12 protein-coding genes are annotated in these 16,160 nt (G+C 68.5%); all 12 read left to right on the top strand.

Annotation, left to right across the window (positions count from 1 at the left end; translation table 11 throughout):
- The first annotated feature begins 28 nt into the window (after positions 1 to 28).
- Entirely contained in the window at positions 29 to 730 is a 702-nt protein-coding gene (locus NWF34_RS01655) for a DUF177 domain-containing protein (protein WP_191834432.1), read from the top strand.
- Positions 723 to 1,463, top strand: a complete 741-nt coding sequence (gene rnc, locus NWF34_RS01650) for a ribonuclease III (RefSeq protein ID WP_024498379.1) — start codon at positions 723 to 725, stop codon at positions 1,461 to 1,463. Before NWF34_RS01655 ends, rnc begins: the two co-directional genes overlap by 8 nt.
- Positions 1,464 to 1,475: 12 nt before the next feature.
- A complete protein-coding gene (mutM, locus tag NWF34_RS01645; RefSeq protein WP_258324080.1) occupies positions 1,476 to 2,336 on the top strand; it encodes a bifunctional DNA-formamidopyrimidine glycosylase/DNA-(apurinic or apyrimidinic site) lyase in 861 nt (286 codons plus the stop codon).
- A gap of 187 nt (positions 2,337 to 2,523) precedes the next feature.
- Positions 2,524 to 3,918: an HNH endonuclease signature motif containing protein gene (locus tag NWF34_RS01640; RefSeq protein ID WP_024498381.1), complete on the top strand. Its 1,395-nt coding sequence runs from the start codon at positions 2,524 to 2,526 to the stop codon at positions 3,916 to 3,918.
- Positions 3,919 to 4,021: 103 nt separating this feature from the next.
- Positions 4,022 to 4,480, top strand: coding sequence for an OsmC family protein (locus NWF34_RS01635; RefSeq protein WP_024498382.1), 459 nt, complete (start codon positions 4,022 to 4,024; stop codon positions 4,478 to 4,480).
- A 3-nt stretch (positions 4,481 to 4,483) separates the two neighbouring features.
- Positions 4,484 to 4,765, top strand: a complete 282-nt coding sequence (locus tag NWF34_RS01630) for an acylphosphatase (protein ID WP_024498383.1) — start codon at positions 4,484 to 4,486, stop codon at positions 4,763 to 4,765.
- Between the two features lie 44 nt (positions 4,766 to 4,809).
- Positions 4,810 to 8,418, top strand: coding sequence for a chromosome segregation protein SMC (gene smc, locus NWF34_RS01625; RefSeq protein WP_024498384.1), 3,609 nt, complete (start codon positions 4,810 to 4,812; stop codon positions 8,416 to 8,418).
- Complete coding sequence (ftsY, locus tag NWF34_RS01620; RefSeq protein ID WP_258324079.1) at positions 8,415 to 9,998, top strand: signal recognition particle-docking protein FtsY; 1,584 nt, start codon at positions 8,415 to 8,417, stop codon at positions 9,996 to 9,998. The genes smc and ftsY overlap by 4 nt, the downstream gene beginning before the upstream one ends.
- Positions 9,999 to 10,153: 155 nt before the next feature.
- On the top strand, positions 10,154 to 11,506 hold the full coding sequence (locus NWF34_RS01615) for an ammonium transporter (RefSeq protein WP_006438181.1): 1,353 nt from the start codon (positions 10,154 to 10,156) through the stop codon (positions 11,504 to 11,506).
- Between the two features lie 50 nt (positions 11,507 to 11,556).
- Positions 11,557 to 11,895 carry a P-II family nitrogen regulator gene (locus tag NWF34_RS01610; protein ID WP_004572306.1) on the top strand — a complete coding sequence of 113 codons (339 nt, stop codon included), beginning with the start codon at positions 11,557 to 11,559 and terminating at the stop codon, positions 11,893 to 11,895.
- A gap of 8 nt (positions 11,896 to 11,903) precedes the next feature.
- Positions 11,904 to 14,540 carry a [protein-PII] uridylyltransferase gene (locus NWF34_RS01605; RefSeq protein WP_024498386.1) on the top strand — a complete coding sequence of 879 codons (2,637 nt, stop codon included), beginning with the start codon at positions 11,904 to 11,906 and terminating at the stop codon, positions 14,538 to 14,540.
- Between the two features lie 53 nt (positions 14,541 to 14,593).
- Positions 14,594 to 16,156 (top strand): signal recognition particle protein, encoded by a 1,563-nt coding sequence (gene ffh / locus NWF34_RS01600; protein WP_024498387.1) that lies wholly within the window; start codon positions 14,594 to 14,596, stop codon positions 16,154 to 16,156.
- Positions 16,157 to 16,160: the final 4 nt, after the last annotated feature.

The raw sequence follows: 16,160 nt of genomic DNA, 5'->3' as shown, positions 1-16,160 counted from the left end.
GACCCGGCACACACGGTGGCGTCAGTCGATGATTCGCGATCGCGAGCGTATGGTGCAGTTTGTGTCTGATCATGCTGTGACATCAGAACCGTCGCACGGTCCCGATTCCGCGCCACGGCGCGATCCCTTCGTCCTCGACGTCCGGTCGCTGGGTCGTCGCCCGGGCACCATGTCAGAGGTGCACCGGACGGTGGCGACCCCGGACAAGCTCGGAGTCGAGATGATCGGCATCCCGGCCGGCTCGGACGTCGATCTCGACCTCCGGCTCGAGTCGGTGAGCGAGGGAATCCTGGTGACCGGCACCGCGTGCGGCGAGACCGCGGGGCAGTGTTCGCGCTGCCTCGAGCCGATCGACGGCACGGTGACGGTGTTCCTCACCGAACTGTTCGCGTACCCGGACAGTGTGACCGAGCAGACTACCGAGGAAGACGATGTGCACCGCATCGTCGACGACCGCATCGATCTCGAACAGGCGATCATCGACGCGGTGGCGTTGGAACTCCCGATGTCGCCGCTGTGTTCACCGGACTGCCCCGGGCTCTGCCAGGTGTGCGGTATCCGGTTGGCGGTCGCCGAACCCGGCCACGCGCACGAGCTGATCGACCCTCGGTGGGCCGGTCTCGCGAACAAGTTCTCCGAGCTCACCGGCGACGACAAGCCGGACGGCGACACGTCGGACGGGGACACGTCGGACGGGGACAAACCGGGCGATCAGGAACGTCGTGACTGAGACCACTCGCGAGGACGGTCGTCGTGCCGCGCTACTCGCCGCTCTCGACACCGACATCCCCGAACACCTTCTGACACTGGCGCTCACGCACCGCTCCTACGCCTACGAGCACGGCGGGCTGCCGACCAACGAGCGCCTCGAGTTCCTCGGGGACTCCGTTCTCGGTGTGGTGATCACCGAACGCCTGTACCTCCGATTCCCGGACCGCCCGGAGGGTGAGCTCGCCAAGATCCGTGCCAGCGTGGTGAACATGCACGCGCTCGCCGACGTGGCGCGGGGGCTCGGCGACGAGGGCGGCCTGGGCAAGTACCTGTATCTCGGCCGCGGCGAGGAGATGACCGGCGGCCGCGACAAGGACTCGATCCTCGCGGACGGCCTCGAATCGCTGTTCGGCGCAGTGTTTCTCAGTCACGGGCTGGAGACCTCGCAGCGGATCATCCTGCGGCTCTTCGACGAACGCATCGAGAAGGCCGGGCAACTCGGCGCGGGGCTGGACTGGAAGACCTCGCTGCAGGAGCTGAGCTCGGAACGCGGTTACGGCCCGCCGCAGTACCAGATCTCGTCCACCGGACCGGACCACAACAAGGAGTTCACCGCGATCGCGATGGTCGCGGGGGAGAACCTGGGCGAGGGCGTCGGACGCACCAAGAAAGAGGCCGAGCAGCAGGCGGCGGCCCTCGCGTGGACGGCACTCACCGAACGCGCTGCCGCGTCCGACACCGCTGCGTCCTGAGATTCGGCGTACATGCCTGAACTACCCGAGGTCGAGACCGTGCGAATGGGTCTCGAGAAGCACCTGACCGGGCGGACGGTGACGTCGGTCGAGGTACTGCACCCGCGTGCCGCCCGTCGTCATGTCGGCGGTGAACCCGATCTGATCGGACGTCTGGCCGGCAAACACGTCACCGGGGTGCGGCGCCGCGGCAAGTACATGTGGATCGACCTCGCCGACGACGCCGATCGTGTCGCCCTGGTCGTACACCTAGGCATGAGCGGACAGATGCTCATCGCCCGCAATGGGGCACCCGACCACACCCACCTCCGCATCCGCGCCACCCTCGACGACGACAACGAACTGCGCTTCGTCGACCAGCGCACGTTCGGCGGATGGCATCTCGACGATTATGTGGACGACATCCCGGTGTCGGTCGCGCACATCGCGCCCGATCCGTTCGATCCCGCCTTCGACGCGGCAGCAGTGGTGACCCGGATGCGGGCCAAGCACTCCGAGATCAAGCGCGTCCTGCTCGATCAGACCGTCATCTCCGGGGTCGGCAACATCTACGCCGACGAGGCGCTGTGGCGTGCGCGACTGCACGGCGCACGTATCGCGGAGACGATCTCGCGCAAGAAGCTCCTCGAACTGATCGATGCGGCGACCGCGGTGATGACCGAGGCGGTAGAGGTCGGGGGTACGTCCTTCGACGCGCTGTACGTCAACGTCAACGGCCAGTCGGGCTACTTCGAATGCTCGCTCAACGCCTACGGACGCGAGGGGCTGCCGTGCCGCCGGTGCGGGACGCTGATGCGCCGGGAATCGTTCATGAACCGCAGCTCTTACTTCTGCCCGAAGTGCCAGACCGTGCCTCGGCGCCGTGCACGTTGAGTCACTGACACTTCCTGCGCAGCTCTGACGCGTCCGGTGAAACGTGATGAGCGTTCCGCGGAACGCGCGACGCGACGTGACCAGCTGTTTTGTCGGTGGGCGCCGCTAAGTTGTTCGCATATCCGTTCGAACAGCTGGGGGGCTTGGGGTGTCTGTTTCGGTATTGCACGGTGAGAATGTGTCGTCGATGTTCGATGGCGCGGATCCGGCGTCTCTGTCCGATGAGGCGTTGGAAAGCAGAGTGCTGGGTTATGCCGCGCAGATCACCGCGCTCACGGCCGAGTTCTTGTCTCTGGTTGCGGAGTTGGATGAGCGGCAGTCGTGGAGGGGGCCGGGTATTCATTCGCTCGCACACTGGTTGTCGTGGAAGGCGGGTGTCTCTCAACGCACAGCGCAGGAGCAGGTCCGGGTGGCGAAGGCTCTGACGGAGTTACCGCTGATTCGGCAGGCGTTCGGTGCGGGGCGGTTGTCGTATTCGAAGGTGCGGGCGCTGACGCGGGTGGCGACCCCGTTGCGTGAGAAGGAGCTGGTGAACCTGGCGTCGTCGTGCACGGCGTCGCAGCTGGAGCGGGCGGTACGTGCGATGGGACAGATCGATCGGGATCGTGGCATCGAGCCGGAGAATCGCACCCCGGCGGAGTCGACGGGCCGGTGCAAGTGGAATGCGGATGGCTCCTTGTCTGTGTCGCTGAGGTTGTCTCCGCTTGATGGTGCCCGGTTCCTGGCCGGTGTGGTCCGTGCCGAGTACGAGCGCACCCGGACCTTCGACGATGCGGATCTGCCCGCGGTGTCGAGCGTTCCGCGGAACGCTGCGGGTGAGTTGGAAACCGTGGATGGTGAACGGGACTCCGAGGTCAGGCCGGCGAATCGCCGGGACCTGTGGCGGAATGTGCCGTCGAATCTGGCGCCGGCGGTGGTGGCGATGGCCGACATGGTGCACGACGGGATCGCGATGCCTGATCTCGCGCCGGGAGCCGAGATCCTGATCCATACCGACGAGGGTGGAGAACAGGCCCACCTCGATGACGGGCCGGCGCTGTCGGAGGCCGAACTGGAGGAGGCGCACTGTGGTGCTGCGGTTCGGAAGGTGTTGTCCAGCAGGGTGTCCGGAGCTCCAGGGAAGTTGGCGTTGCTGGGGCTGGGGCGTAAGTCGCGAACGCCGAACAGGGCACTGGTCAGGGCGTTGTTCGTGAGGGACCGGTGCTGTCAGATGCCCGGCTGTGAACGCACACGGCATCTGCACGCCCATCATGTGGTGTTCTGGTCAGCCGGTGGGGAGACCGGGTTGGACAACCTGATTCTGTTGTGTGGAAGCTGTCACCGTGCGCTGCATCGGGGTGAGTTCAGCATCACCGCTCATGGGTCGCAACGTTTTTCGTTCCACGGGCCGGGTGGTTCGGTGATCGACGTGAGCCCCGCGACACGCGCGCCGGGGCAGTGGTCGCCGGACGAGCGGGTGGCGGCGGATGCGACGGTGCCTGTGGGTGGCGGCAAGCTCGACCTCGGGTATGCGACCGAGGTGATCTACGCGGTGTGGGAATGGAAAGAACGCAACGCGAGCCGAGAGGCGGCAGCTGCCTGACGACGTCGGGCGCGACTGGTTGGGGAATCTTTACTGATCCCCGGCTCTTACTATGGTCTGCGGTGCCAGCGCCGCCCCGCCGCCTGAGAGGACTCATCCCAGCATGACGATCGAACAGAACACCGCCGCCCCGGCCCAGGCTGCGGAGCCCGCGCGCACCGACCTCTGGGTCGAGCGCACCGGGACCCGCCGGTACACCGGGCGCAGCTCGCGCGGTGCCGAGGTGCTGATCGGCTCGCAGGACGTCGACGGCGTCTTCACGCCGGGCGAATTGCTCAAGATCGCCCTCGCGGCCTGCACCGGCCTGTCCTCGGACCGGCCGCTGTCGCGCCGCCTCGGCGACGACTACGACGCCACCATCCGGGTCAGCGGCGACGCCGACCGCGAGAACGAGGTGTACCCGCGGATCGAGGAGATCCTCGAGGTCGACCTCTCCGAACTCGACCCCGATGCCGCACAGCGGCTGCTCGTCGTCGTCGAGCGCGCCATCGACGCGGTGTGCACGGTCGGCCGCACCATCAAGGCCGGCGCCGAGGTCGACCTGAAGATCGTGACGGACTGAGTCATGAGTGCCGACCCCGTCCGGTTATCCGCGTTCGTCCACGGACACGTCCAGGGCGTGGGGTTCCGGTGGTGGACGCGGTCACGGGCGCTGGAGCTCGGTCTGGTCGGTTACGCGTCCAATCAGCCCGACGGACGCGTGCACGTCGTGGCCGAGGGGTCCCGCGACAAAGTCCTGGAGCTGCTCGACGCGCTCCGGTCGGGAGAGACCCCGGGGCGGGTCGATCTCGTCGTCGACAGCCTCGACCCCGCGCGCGGAGACCTGACCGGCTTCCTCGAACGGTGAGCGTTGCCCGAAACCCATCGCGATGGTGAGTACTCTGTACCGTCGTGCACCTCAAAAGCCTGACCCTGAAGGGCTTCAAGTCGTTCGCCTCGGCGACGACCCTGCGCTTCGAGCCGGGTATCACGTGCGTCGTCGGCCCCAACGGCTCCGGTAAGTCCAATGTCGTCGACGCCCTGACCTGGGTCATGGGCGAGCAGGGCGCCAAGGCGCTGCGCGGCGGCAAGATGCAGGACGTGATCTTCGCCGGCACCTCCGGACGTCCGCCGCTGGGACGTGCGGAGGTGACCCTCACCATCGACAACGCCGACGGCGCGCTCCCGATCGAGTACTCCGAGGTCTCGATCACCCGCCGCATGTTCCGCGACGGCGCGGGCGAATACGAGATCAACGGCAGTACCTGTCGCCTCATGGACGTTCAGGAGCTGCTCTCCGATTCCGGTATCGGCCGCGAGATGCACGTCATCGTCGGTCAGGGTCGTCTGTCGGCGATCCTCGAGTCGCGTCCCGAGGACCGTCGCGCGTTCATCGAGGAGGCGGCCGGCGTCCTCAAACACCGCAAGCGCAAGGAAAAGGCGGTCCGCAAGCTCGACGCGATGCAGGCCAACCTGGCGCGCCTGACCGACCTCACGGCCGAACTGCGACGCCAGCTCAAGCCGCTCGGCCGGCAGGCGGAGGTCGCCCGCCGCGCGCAGACCGTCCAGGCCGACCTCCGCGACGCCCGACTGCGCCTCGCCGCCGACGACCTGGTCATCCGGCGCGCCGAGATGGCCGAACACGCCGCCGTCGAGGACGAGGTGCGGCGCCGCCAGGACGAGGTGGCCGCGGAACTCGATCGCGCCAATGCCGAGGTGACCGAACACGAGCAGCATCTCGCCGAGGTCACCCCGGCGGCCGCGGCGGCCAGCCGCGCCTGGTTCCGGTTGTCGGCCCTGGCCGAGCGCGTCGACGCGACCCGGCGGGTCGCCGCCGAGCGCAGCCGCTATCTGAGCGAAGCCGCCACCGAGGCGACCGGACCCGACCCGGAGGAACTCGAGGAGCAGGCCCTGGAGGCCGCCGAACTCGAGGCCGAACTGACCGAGGGCGTCGAGATCGCCGCCGAACAACTCGAGACGGCCCGCGAGGTGCTCCGCGAGCGCGAGTCGATCGCCGAGGCCGCGGAGGCCGCCCATCTCGCCGCCGTCCAGGCGATCGCCGACCGTCGGGAAGGACTGGCCCGTCTCGAGGGACAGGTCGACAACCTGCGAACGCGTTCCGAGGGGGTCGACGCCGAGGCCGACCGTCTGACGGCCGCCATCGCCCACGCCACCGAACGTGCCGAAAGCGCTGCCATGCAACAGGATTCGGCAGCGGGGGAGCTTGCACAGCTGGAGGCGTCCGAGCAGGCCCTCGACGAGCACCACGAGCGGTGCGTCACCGCGCTGAACCTGTCCAACGAACGTGTCGCGACCCTGCAGGCGCAGCACCGCGAGGCCGAACAGTCCATCGCCTCACTGTCGGCGCGGGTCGAGGCCCTCGCCATGGGCCTGGAACGCAACGACGGCGGCGCCTGGCTGCTCGACAACGCGCCCGACGGCCTGCTCGGACCGATGTCGGAGCTGGTCACCGTCGAACCCGGCTTCGAGACCGCGATCGCCGGTGCGCTCGGCCCGGCGGTCGACGGCATCGTGACGGTCGACGGCATGGCGGCCATCCGCGCGCTCGAGGCCCTCAAGTCCGGCGACGGGGGACGGGCCGCCCTGATCTGCGGCGGCCTCACCGACTCCGTACCGCAACGAGACGCTGCCTTGCCCGAAGGCGCTCGCTGGGCATCCTCCGCGGTGACCTGTGGTCCGGAGATCCGCACCGCGATCGACACCGTCCTCGCCGACACCGTCATCGTCGACGACCCCGCCCGGGGCCTGGAACTGGCCCGCAGCCTCGGCGTGCGCGTGGTGACCCACGCCGGTGACCGCATCGGTCCCGCCTCGATCGAGGGTGGATCGTCGCGGCGTCCGTCGACGCTCGAGGTGCAGTCCGCCATCGACGCCGCGACCGAGGACCTGGCCGCGACCCGACGGCGCGTCGAAGAGCTGGAGGCCGCACTCGACGGGGCACTCACCGAACAGCGGGAACGTCGGGAAGCGGCCGAGGAGGCACTCGCCGCGCTCCACGAATCGGATTCCAGTGTCGGCGCCGCGTATGAGCAGATGGCCCGACTGGGCCACGAGATCCGCACCGCCCGGGCGGAGGCCGATCGCTTCACCCGTCAGCGCAACCTGCTGGAGAAAGGTCGCGCCGAGACCCTGGAGTCCCTCCGCGAACTGGAGGAACGGCTGCGGCTGGCCCGCGACGAGTCGGACTCGGGTCCGGAGATGGCCGCCGACGACTCCGAGCGGTCGACCGCCGCGGCGGCCGTCGGGATCGCCCGCGGTACCGAGATGGAGGCGCGTCTGGCACTGCGCACCGCCGAGGAACGCCTCTCGTCGGTGCGTGGCAAGGCCGATTCGCTGCGTCGCGCCGCCCAGCGTGAGCGGGAGGCCCGCGAGCGGGCACGTCGTCAGGACGAGATCCGGCGACAGGCCGCGGGGGTGGCGGTGGCCGTCGAGCGGGCCGGCGCCCAGGTCGCCGAGCGTCTCGCGGCGGCGGTCGCGTCGGCGCAGGCGGGCCGCGACGAGCTCGAGGAGCTCCGGGTCGCGCGCTCGGCGACCCTCGACGAGCTGCGCCTGAAGTCCGGGGAGCTGACCACCACGCTGAACTCGTTGCGCGACACCGTGCATCGTGACGAGGTGGCCCGTGCCCAGGTGGCGCTGAGGATCGAGCAGCTCGAGGAGCAGATTCTCGAGACGTTCGCGATGTCGCCAGACGACCTGATCGCCGAATACGGTCCGGACGTCCCGATGCCGCCCTCGGCCCTGGAGATGCAGGAGTACGAGGAGGCCAAGGGCCGGGGCGAACAGGTGGTGGCCCCGGCACCCATGCCGTACGACCGCGCCACCCAGGAAGCCCGGGCGAAGAAGGCGCAGAAAGACCTCAACACGCTCGGCAAGGTCAACCCGCTCGCACTCGAGGAGTTCGCGGCGCTGGAGGAGCGCTACAACTTCCTGTCCTCACAACTCGAGGACGTCAAGGCCGCACGCAAGGACCTGCTCGACGTCGTCGAGGACGTGGACGCCCGCATCCTGCAGGTGTTCACCGAGGCCTACGCCGACGTCGAGCGCGAGTTCGGCCAGGTCTTCCAGACGCTGTTCCCCGGCGGTGAGGGTCGACTCGTGCTGACCGAACCCAACGACATGCTGACCACCGGCATCGAGGTGGAGGCCCGGCCGCCGGGTAAGAAGGTGAAGAGGCTGTCGCTGCTGTCGGGCGGGGAGAAGTCCCTGACCGCGGTCGCGATGCTGGTCGCGATCTTCCGCGCCCGCCCGTCGCCGTTCTACGTCATGGACGAGGTCGAGGCGGCGCTCGACGACACCAACCTGCGCCGTCTCATCAAGCTGTTCGAGCAGTTGCGGGAGAAGTCGCAGCTCATCGTCATCACCCATCAGAAGCCCACGATGGAGATCGCCGACGCCCTCTACGGCGTCAGCATGCGCGGGGACGGCATCACGACCGTCATCTCGCAGCGCATGCGCGGCGTGAACATGCCCGTGGCTCAACAGGAGGACACCAGCCAGTGAACACCGGAATCATCATCGGGATCGTCGTCGCGGTGCTCGTCATCGCCGCGCTGATCGCGCTCGGACTGGTGCTGGCGCGTCGTCGTCGCATCTCGCTGTCCGATACGACGACGCAGCCGGAGATCGTCGACGGCAGCAAGCCCCAGGTCGACCGTTCCGGGGGCTATCAGGCGGGGTCGGGCTTCAGTTTCAGCCGAGGTGACACGGCCCTGGCCGAACCGCCGGAGCGCAAGCCGGCACCGGAGCGCAAGCCGGAGCCGCCGGTCCGGCCGGAACCGCCGGTCCAGCCGGTCGAGGAGCGCACCGAGGTCGACGGTCAGCCCACGGTCGGCGACGACGCCGCGGTGCCGCGCGACTCCCACCGCCGCGGGATCACCGAGGTGTCCCTGCCCGACGTCATCGAGCCGGTAGAAGCCGAACCCGAGACAGCCGAACCCGAGACAGCCGAACCCGAGACAGCAGAGCCCGAGACAGCAGAGCCCGAGACAGCAGAGCCCGAGGCAACCGCACCCGAGGCAGCGGCGCCGGAGACCGCAGCACCCGAGGTCGCCGAGCCGGACGTCATCGCGCCCGAGGTGACCGCGCCCGAGGTGGCTGCGCCCGAGGTGGCTGCACCCGACGACGCGTCCGGCGCGGTCACGGCACCGCCGCGCGAGGAGATCGCACCGACCGCCGGCCGTCTGGGTCGGCTGCGTGGCCGGCTGTCCCGGTCGCAGGGCGCGATCGGCAAGAGTGTGCTCGGTCTGCTCGGCGCCGGTGACCTGGACGAGGACAGCTGGGAGGAGATCGAGGACACCCTGGTGCTGGCCGACCTCGGTACGGCGACCACCACGACCGTCGTCGAGACCCTGCGGTCCGAGCTGGCCGCGAACCCGGTCAAGTCGGCGGCAGAGGCCCGCGCGCTGCTGAAGCGGGTACTCGTCGAGCAGCTCGACCCGACGCTGGACCGTTCGATCCGCGCGCTGCCGCATGCGGGTCGTCCGGCCGTCGTACTGGTCGTGGGCGTCAACGGCACCGGCAAGACCACTACGACGGGCAAGCTGGCCCGCGTTCTCGTCGCCGACGGACGTCGCGTGCTCTTGGGTGCAGCCGACACCTTCCGCGCGGCCGCCGCCGACCAGCTGCAGACCTGGGGCGAGCGCGTCGGTGCGGAGATCGTCCGCGGCAAGGAACAGGCCGATCCGGCCGCGGTGGCGTTCGACGCGGTCGACCGCGGCATCGCGTCGGGCGTCGACGTCGTCATGATCGACACCGCCGGTCGCCTGCACACCAAGACCGGCCTGATGGACGAGCTGGGCAAGGTCAAGCGCGTCGTGGAGAAGAAGGCACCGGTCGACGAGGTGCTGCTCGTGCTCGACGCGACGGTCGGCCAAAACGGGCTGATGCAGGCGCGGGTGTTCGCCGAGGTCGTCGACATCACCGGTGTGGTGCTGACCAAGCTCGACGGCACCGCCAAGGGCGGCATCGTCTTCCACGTGCAGAAGGAACTGGGCGTGCCGGTGAAACTGGTGGGTCTGGGCGAGGGCGCCGATGATCTGGCGCCGTTCGAGCCGGAGGCCTTCGTCGACGCGCTGCTGTGATCGCCGCACTCCGAAACCTGGTGTTTTACACCCGCGAAATATAAATCGCTCATCGGGTTACGTACCCGAAACGTGAAGGCACCACTGCGGAAACCGAGTGCCGACAATCTCTTTGCAGGCGCCGAGCCGTCGGTGCATCTGAGGAGGTTTTCGTAGTGGATTTGGCTCTGTTGCCAAACGAATCGTTTGGCCCCATCGACACGGGCAACACGGCATTCATGCTCGTGTCGGCCGCGCTCGTCCTGCTGATGACCCCGGGCCTTGCCTTCTTCTACGGGGGGTTGGCACGCGGCAAGTCCGTCCTGAACATGATGATGATGTCGTTCGGCTCCCTGGCGACGATCAGCGTCGTCTACGTGCTGTGGGGCTTCTCGATGTCCTTCAGCGACGGCATCACCGGCGAGAACGACATTCTCGGCATCTTCGCGAACCCGTTCGCGCTGTTCGGTTCCGACCAGCTCATGAGCACGATCGGTGAGGGCGATTCCGAGCAGTACGTCACCGGCGGGCTCTCGATCCCGGCGATCGTCTTCATGGGCTTCCAGCTGACCTTCGCGGTCATCACCGTTGCCCTCATCAGCGGTGCCCTAGCCGAACGCGTGAAGTTCTCGACCTGGATGGTCTTCACCGTTCTGTGGTCGACGATCGTGTACTTCCCGCTGTCCCACATGGTCTGGGGCGGCCTGGTCGGCGGCGGCGGTCTGCTCGGTGCGGGTGAGGACGGTCTGGCGGCCAAGATGTTCGGCACCGACGACGAGGGTGCGGCTGTTGTTGCGCCCATCGACTTCGCCGGCGGCACCGTGGTCCACATCAACGCCGGTATCGCTGCTCTGGTCCTGGTTCTCATCATCGGCAAGCGCGTCGGCTTCGGTCGCACCGCCTACCGTCCGCACAACATCCCGTTCGTCATGCTCGGTGCGGCACTCCTCTGGTTCGGCTGGTTCGGGTTCAACGTCGGCTCCGAGCTGGGTGCCGACCTCCTCGCCGGCCAGGTGTGGGTCAACACCACGGCCGCGACTGCAGCCGCGATCATCGGCTGGCTCATCGTCGAACTCATCCGCGACAAGCACGCCACCAGCGTCGGCGCCGCCTCGGGCATCGTGGCCGGCCTGGTCGCGATCACCCCGGCCTGTGGTGCGCTGACCCCGGTCGGCTCGCTGATCCTGGGTCTCATCGCCGGTGCCCTGGCCGCGGTGGCCATCGGCCTGAAGAACAAGTTCGGCTACGACGATTCGCTCGACGTCGTCGGCGTCCACCTCGTCGCCGGCCTGTGGGGCACTCTCGCCATCGGTCTCCTCGGCAAGGACGTCGGGCTCCTCTGGGGTGGCGATTACAAGCAGCTCGTGGTCCAGGCGGTCATCGCCTTCTTCGCCCTGGCGTTTACCGCCGTGCTCACCGCGATCATCGCCTTCGCCCTCAAGCCGCTCGGCTGGCGCGTCAGCGATGAGGACGAGAAGAGCGGCATCGACGAGGCAGAACACGCTGAGACTGCCTACGAGCTGGCATGACGATCGAGTCCAATCGCTACTACGCTGACACCCGTGGAGAGGGATAACTAATGAAGCTGATCACTGCAATCGTCAAACCGTTCACGCTCGAGGACGTCAAGGCCGGTCTGGAGCAGGCGGGCATCCTGGGTATGACCGTCAGCGAGGTCCAGGGTTACGGACGCCAGAAGGGCCACACCGAGGTCTACCGCGGGGCCGAGTACTCGGTCGACTTCGTGCCGAAGGTCCGCGTCGAGGTCGTCGTGGACGATGCGGCCGTGGACAAGGTCGTCGACGTCATCGTCGAGGCCGCCCGTACCGGCAAGATCGGTGACGGCAAGGTGTGGGTCTCGCCGGTCGAATCGGTCGTGCGTGTCCGCACCGGCGAGCGCGGCGGCGACGCTCTGTAAGTGAGCTCGTGCCCTTTCTGAACCCCAAGCGCGGCCCCGCGTCCGACGACCAGTCGGGCGCGGGGCCGCACCGTTCAACCCCCGAGACCGAGGAGGCTCCCGTAGCCGCGACCGATCTGGCCAAGACCCGCCGGCAGCTCACCGAGTCGAGCCGGAACGGGAAACTCGACGCACCGGCGTTGCGCCAGGTGCTCGTCGACCTGCACGAGTTCTGGCTGACCAGCAAGGGCGCCGAACTCGGCATCAAACCCCACAGCGGATTCGCGATCGTCGCGGTCGGCGGACTGGGACGCGGCGAACTGCTGCCGTACTCCGACCTCGATCTGATCCTGCTGCACGACGACATGCCCCTCGAGCGGGTGTCCGACGTCGCCGACGGACTCTGGTATCCGTTGTGGGACGCGAACATCCCGCTCGATCACAGTGTCCGGACCGTTCCGCAGGCGCTGCAGGTCGCCGCTGAGGACGTCACCGCAGCCCTCGGATTGCTCGAGGCCCGCCACATCGCGGGTGACGAGGATCTGTCGAATCTGCTGATCGGTGGTGTGCGCCAGCAGTGGCGCAACGACATCCGTCATCGGTTCCCCGATGTGGTCGCCCACGCTCAGGATCGCTGGCGCCGTGCCGGCGACATCGCGCATCGCGCCGAACCCGACCTGAAGAACGGTCGGGGAGGGTTGCGCGATGTACAGCTCCTCGGTGCTCTGGCGATCGCCCAGCTCACCCACGGGATGGCCGGTCTGCGGCCGGATTCGCCGGGCGCCGGACCGCAGGTCGCCTACGCGCGGCTCCTCGATATCCGGACCGAACTGCACCGCATCGCGGGCCGTCCGCGCGAACAGGTGCGCGCGCAGGACGCCGACGAGATCGGGGCCGCCCTGCGAATCGGGGACCGGTTCGATCTGGCGCGTGTCATCAGTGACTCGGCCCGCACGATCAGCTATTCCATCGACGTCGGTTTGCGGACCGCGGGCAACGCACTCCCGAGGCGCGGCCTGGCCAAGTTGCGCCGGTCCCCGCTGCGCCGCCCGCTCGACGAGGGCGTGGTCGAGCACAGCGGTGAGATCGTCTTGGCGCGCAACGCTATTCCCAGCAAGGACCCGGGACTCATCCTCCGGGTCGCGGCCGCGTCGGCGAGGACGGGTCTGCCGATCAGCGCGTCGACCCTGAGCCGGCTGGCCGACTACGCACCCGAACTGCGGGAACCGTGGCCGGCGGAGGCGTTGAGCGACCTGTTGGTCCTGCTCAGCTCGGGTCATCACATGGTGGATCCGATCGAGGCGCTCGACCGCACCGGACTCTGGGGCCGGCTGCTGCCGGAATGGGGTGCGGTGCGCGACCTTCCGCCGCGCGACGCGATCCACACCTGGACCGTCGACCGTCACCTCGTGGAGACCGCGGCGTATGCGAGTTCGATGACGACGCGGGTGTCGCGGCCCGATCTTCTCGTTCTCGGGGCGCTCATCCACGATCTCGGCAAGGGACGCGGGGCCGACCACAGCATCGTCGGCGCCGAACTCGCCGTCCAGATCGGCAACCGGTTCGGCCTGTGGCCGCAGGACGTGACGACCCTGTCCGACATGGTGCGGCACCACCTGTTGCTGCCGCAGGTCGCGACGCGTCGCGATCTCGACGACCCGGCGACCGCCGACTTCGTCGCCACCGCACTGGGTCACAATCGCGTCCTGCTGGAACTCCTTGCGGCACTGGCCGAAGCGGATTCGCTGGCGACCGGCCCGGGCGTGTGGGGCGAATGGAAGGCCTCACTGATCGGTGAACTCGTCCGGCGCTCGATGAGCCACATCGACGGCATCCCGCCGTCGGTACCCGAACCGCTGACACTCGAGCAGCTGGCGATCGCCGCCGAGGGGGACTACGCGGTTCGGCTCGTGCGCGCCGACGGTCCGCACACCTACGACGTCACGATGGTCGCGCCGGATCAGCCCGGATTGCTGTCGAAGATGGCCGGAGTGCTCGCGCTCGGCGGGCTGCGTTCACACAAGGCCTGCGCGCAGAGCCACGACGGCAAGGCCGTCAACTCCTTCATCGTCGTGCCGATGTTCGGCAGTCCGCCGGACGCAGGTCTGCTGCGCCAGCAGCTCATCGCCTCGGTCAACGGCAAACTCGATGTGCTCGCGCGTCTCGATGCGCGGGAACGGGAGTCGCCGATACCCACCATCGGCTCGGTCAGCACCCCGCCGGGGGCGATGGTGACTCTCGGGGCGAGCGCCGGCAGCACCGACCCCGACGTCGACGGTGCCGGTCACCCCAAGAACGCGGTACCCGCCCTGTTCGCGGTTGCGCCGCCGCGGGTGACCTGGCTCGACACCCCCGAACCCGACGCCACCGACGGGACGGTGCTGCTCGAGGTCCGGTCGGACGACCGGATCGGGCTGCTGAGCCGGGTGAGCGCGGTCCTGGAGAAGCACGGCGCCGACATCCGCTGGGCGAAGGTCTCCACCCTCGGCGCGACCGTCGTCGACATCTTCAGCCTGCGGTTGGCCGAGGACACCGAGGAGATGCGTGCGACGCTCACCGACGCGATCATCGCGGTGTGCCCGCCGCCGCAGCCCAAGCGGGACGAGGACGGTGACGGGCCGCAGCCCTCCGGCGGCACCGGCCGGTCGGGGGTGCCGATCTCCTAGATGTGAGGTCCCAGCCCCCGAGGTTCCCCGACCCACATGGAAGGATGGGACCCATGTTCGATTCCCTCTCCGACCGGTTGACCGGTGCCCTGAAGGACCTGCGTGGCAAGGGGCGGCTCTCCGACGCCGACATCGACCGCACCTGCCGCGAGATCCGGCTCGCCCTGCTCGAGGCCGACGTCTCGCTGCCGGTGGTTCGCGCCTTCATCGCGCGGATCAAGGAACGGGCGAAGGGCGCCGAGGTCTCCGCGGCGCTGAACCCGGCCCAGACGGTCGTCAAGATCGTCAACGAGGAGCTCATCGGCATCCTCGGCGGCGAGACCCGTCGGGTGCGCTTCGCCAAGAACCCGCCCACGGTCATCATGCTGGCGGGTCTGCAGGGCGCCGGTAAGACGACCCTCGCCGGCAAGCTGGGCAACTGGCTCAAGCAGCAGGGCCACACGCCGCTGTTGGTGGCCTGTGACCTCCAGCGTCCGGGCGCCGTCTCGCAGCTGCAGATCGTCGGCGAGCGGGCCGGCGTCCAGGTCTTCGCGCCCCACCCGGGCACCAGCGTCGGCGGTGAGGGAACACTCGGCGTCACCTCCGGTGACCCGGTCTCCGTCGCGCGCGCCGGTGTGGAGGAGGCGAAGAACAAGCACTACGACGTCGTCGTCATCGACACCGCGGGCCGCCTCGGTATCGACGCCGAGCTGATGAAGCAGGCTTCCGACATCCGTGACGCGACCGCGCCCGACGAGGTGCTGTTCGTCGTCGACGCGATGATCGGTCAGGACGCGGTCACGACCGCCGAGGCCTTCGCCGACGGCGTCGGCTTCACCGGTGTGGTGCTCACCAAGCTCGACGGCGACGCCCGCGGCGGTGCCGCCCTGTCGGTGCGCGAGGTCACCGGTCAGCCGATCATGTTCGCGTCCTCCGGTGAGAAGCTCGAGGACTTCGACGTCTTCCACCCCGACCGCATGGCCAGCCGGATCCTCGGCATGGGCGACGTGCTCAGCCTCATCGAGCAGGCCGAACAGCACTGGGACGCCCAGCAGGCCGAGGCCGCCGCGGCCAAGATCACCCAAGGTGACCTGACCCTCGAGGACTTCCTCGACCAGATGCTGATGATCCGCAAGATGGGGCCCATCGGCAACATCCTCGGCATGCTCCCCGGCGCCGGCCAGATGAAGGACGTGCTGAGCCAGGTCGACGACAAGCAACTCGACCGGGTCCAGGCGATCATCCGCGGCATGACCCCCGCCGAGCGGGAGAACCCGAAGATCATCAACGCCTCCCGCCGGCTGCGTATCGCCAACGGTTCCGGCGTCACCGTCAGCGAGGTCAACCAGCTGGTCGACCGATTCTTCGAGGCCCGCAAGATGATGGCCCAGATGTCCGGTCGCATGGGCATGGGCGGGATGAACCGGAAGTCCAACCGCAAGGGCAAGAAGGGCAAGAAGGGCAAGGGGCGCGGTCCCACTCCGCCGAAGGTGCGCGGTGGTTTCCCGGGGATGCCGGGCGGCATGCCCGCCGGGTTCCCGGACCTGTCCAACATGCCCGCCGGACTCGACCAGCTGCCGCCGGGACTCGAGGGCATCGACGTCTCGCAGTTCCAGCAGCCCAAGAAGAAGAAATAGCGAT

Origin of the sequence: Gordonia sp. GONU, from assembly GCF_024733855.1 — a bacterium.
Taxonomy (GTDB): domain Bacteria; phylum Actinomycetota; class Actinomycetes; order Mycobacteriales; family Mycobacteriaceae; genus Gordonia; species Gordonia amicalis.
The sequence above is the reverse complement of the archived record's forward strand: the minus strand, read 5'-3'. Positions and strand labels throughout refer to the sequence as shown.

What these genes read in the sequence shown, in the direction of transcription:
- ffh (WP_024498387.1), top strand. Translation starts at nt 14,594, where the DNA reads ATGTTCGATTCCCTCTCCGACCGGTTGACCGGTGCCCTGAAGGACCTG.
- NWF34_RS01630 (WP_024498383.1), top strand. Translation starts at nt 4,484, where the DNA reads ATGAGTGCCGACCCCGTCCGGTTATCCGCGTTCGTCCACGGACACGTC.
- NWF34_RS01635 (WP_024498382.1), top strand. Translation starts at nt 4,022, where the DNA reads ATGACGATCGAACAGAACACCGCCGCCCCGGCCCAGGCTGCGGAGCCC.
- NWF34_RS01610 (WP_004572306.1), top strand. Translation starts at nt 11,557, where the DNA reads ATGAAGCTGATCACTGCAATCGTCAAACCGTTCACGCTCGAGGACGTC.
- mutM (WP_258324080.1), top strand. Translation starts at nt 1,476, where the DNA reads ATGCCTGAACTACCCGAGGTCGAGACCGTGCGAATGGGTCTCGAGAAG.
- NWF34_RS01640 (WP_024498381.1), top strand. Translation starts at nt 2,524, where the DNA reads ATGTTCGATGGCGCGGATCCGGCGTCTCTGTCCGATGAGGCGTTGGAA.
- NWF34_RS01655 (WP_191834432.1), top strand. Translation starts at nt 29, where the DNA reads ATGATTCGCGATCGCGAGCGTATGGTGCAGTTTGTGTCTGATCATGCT.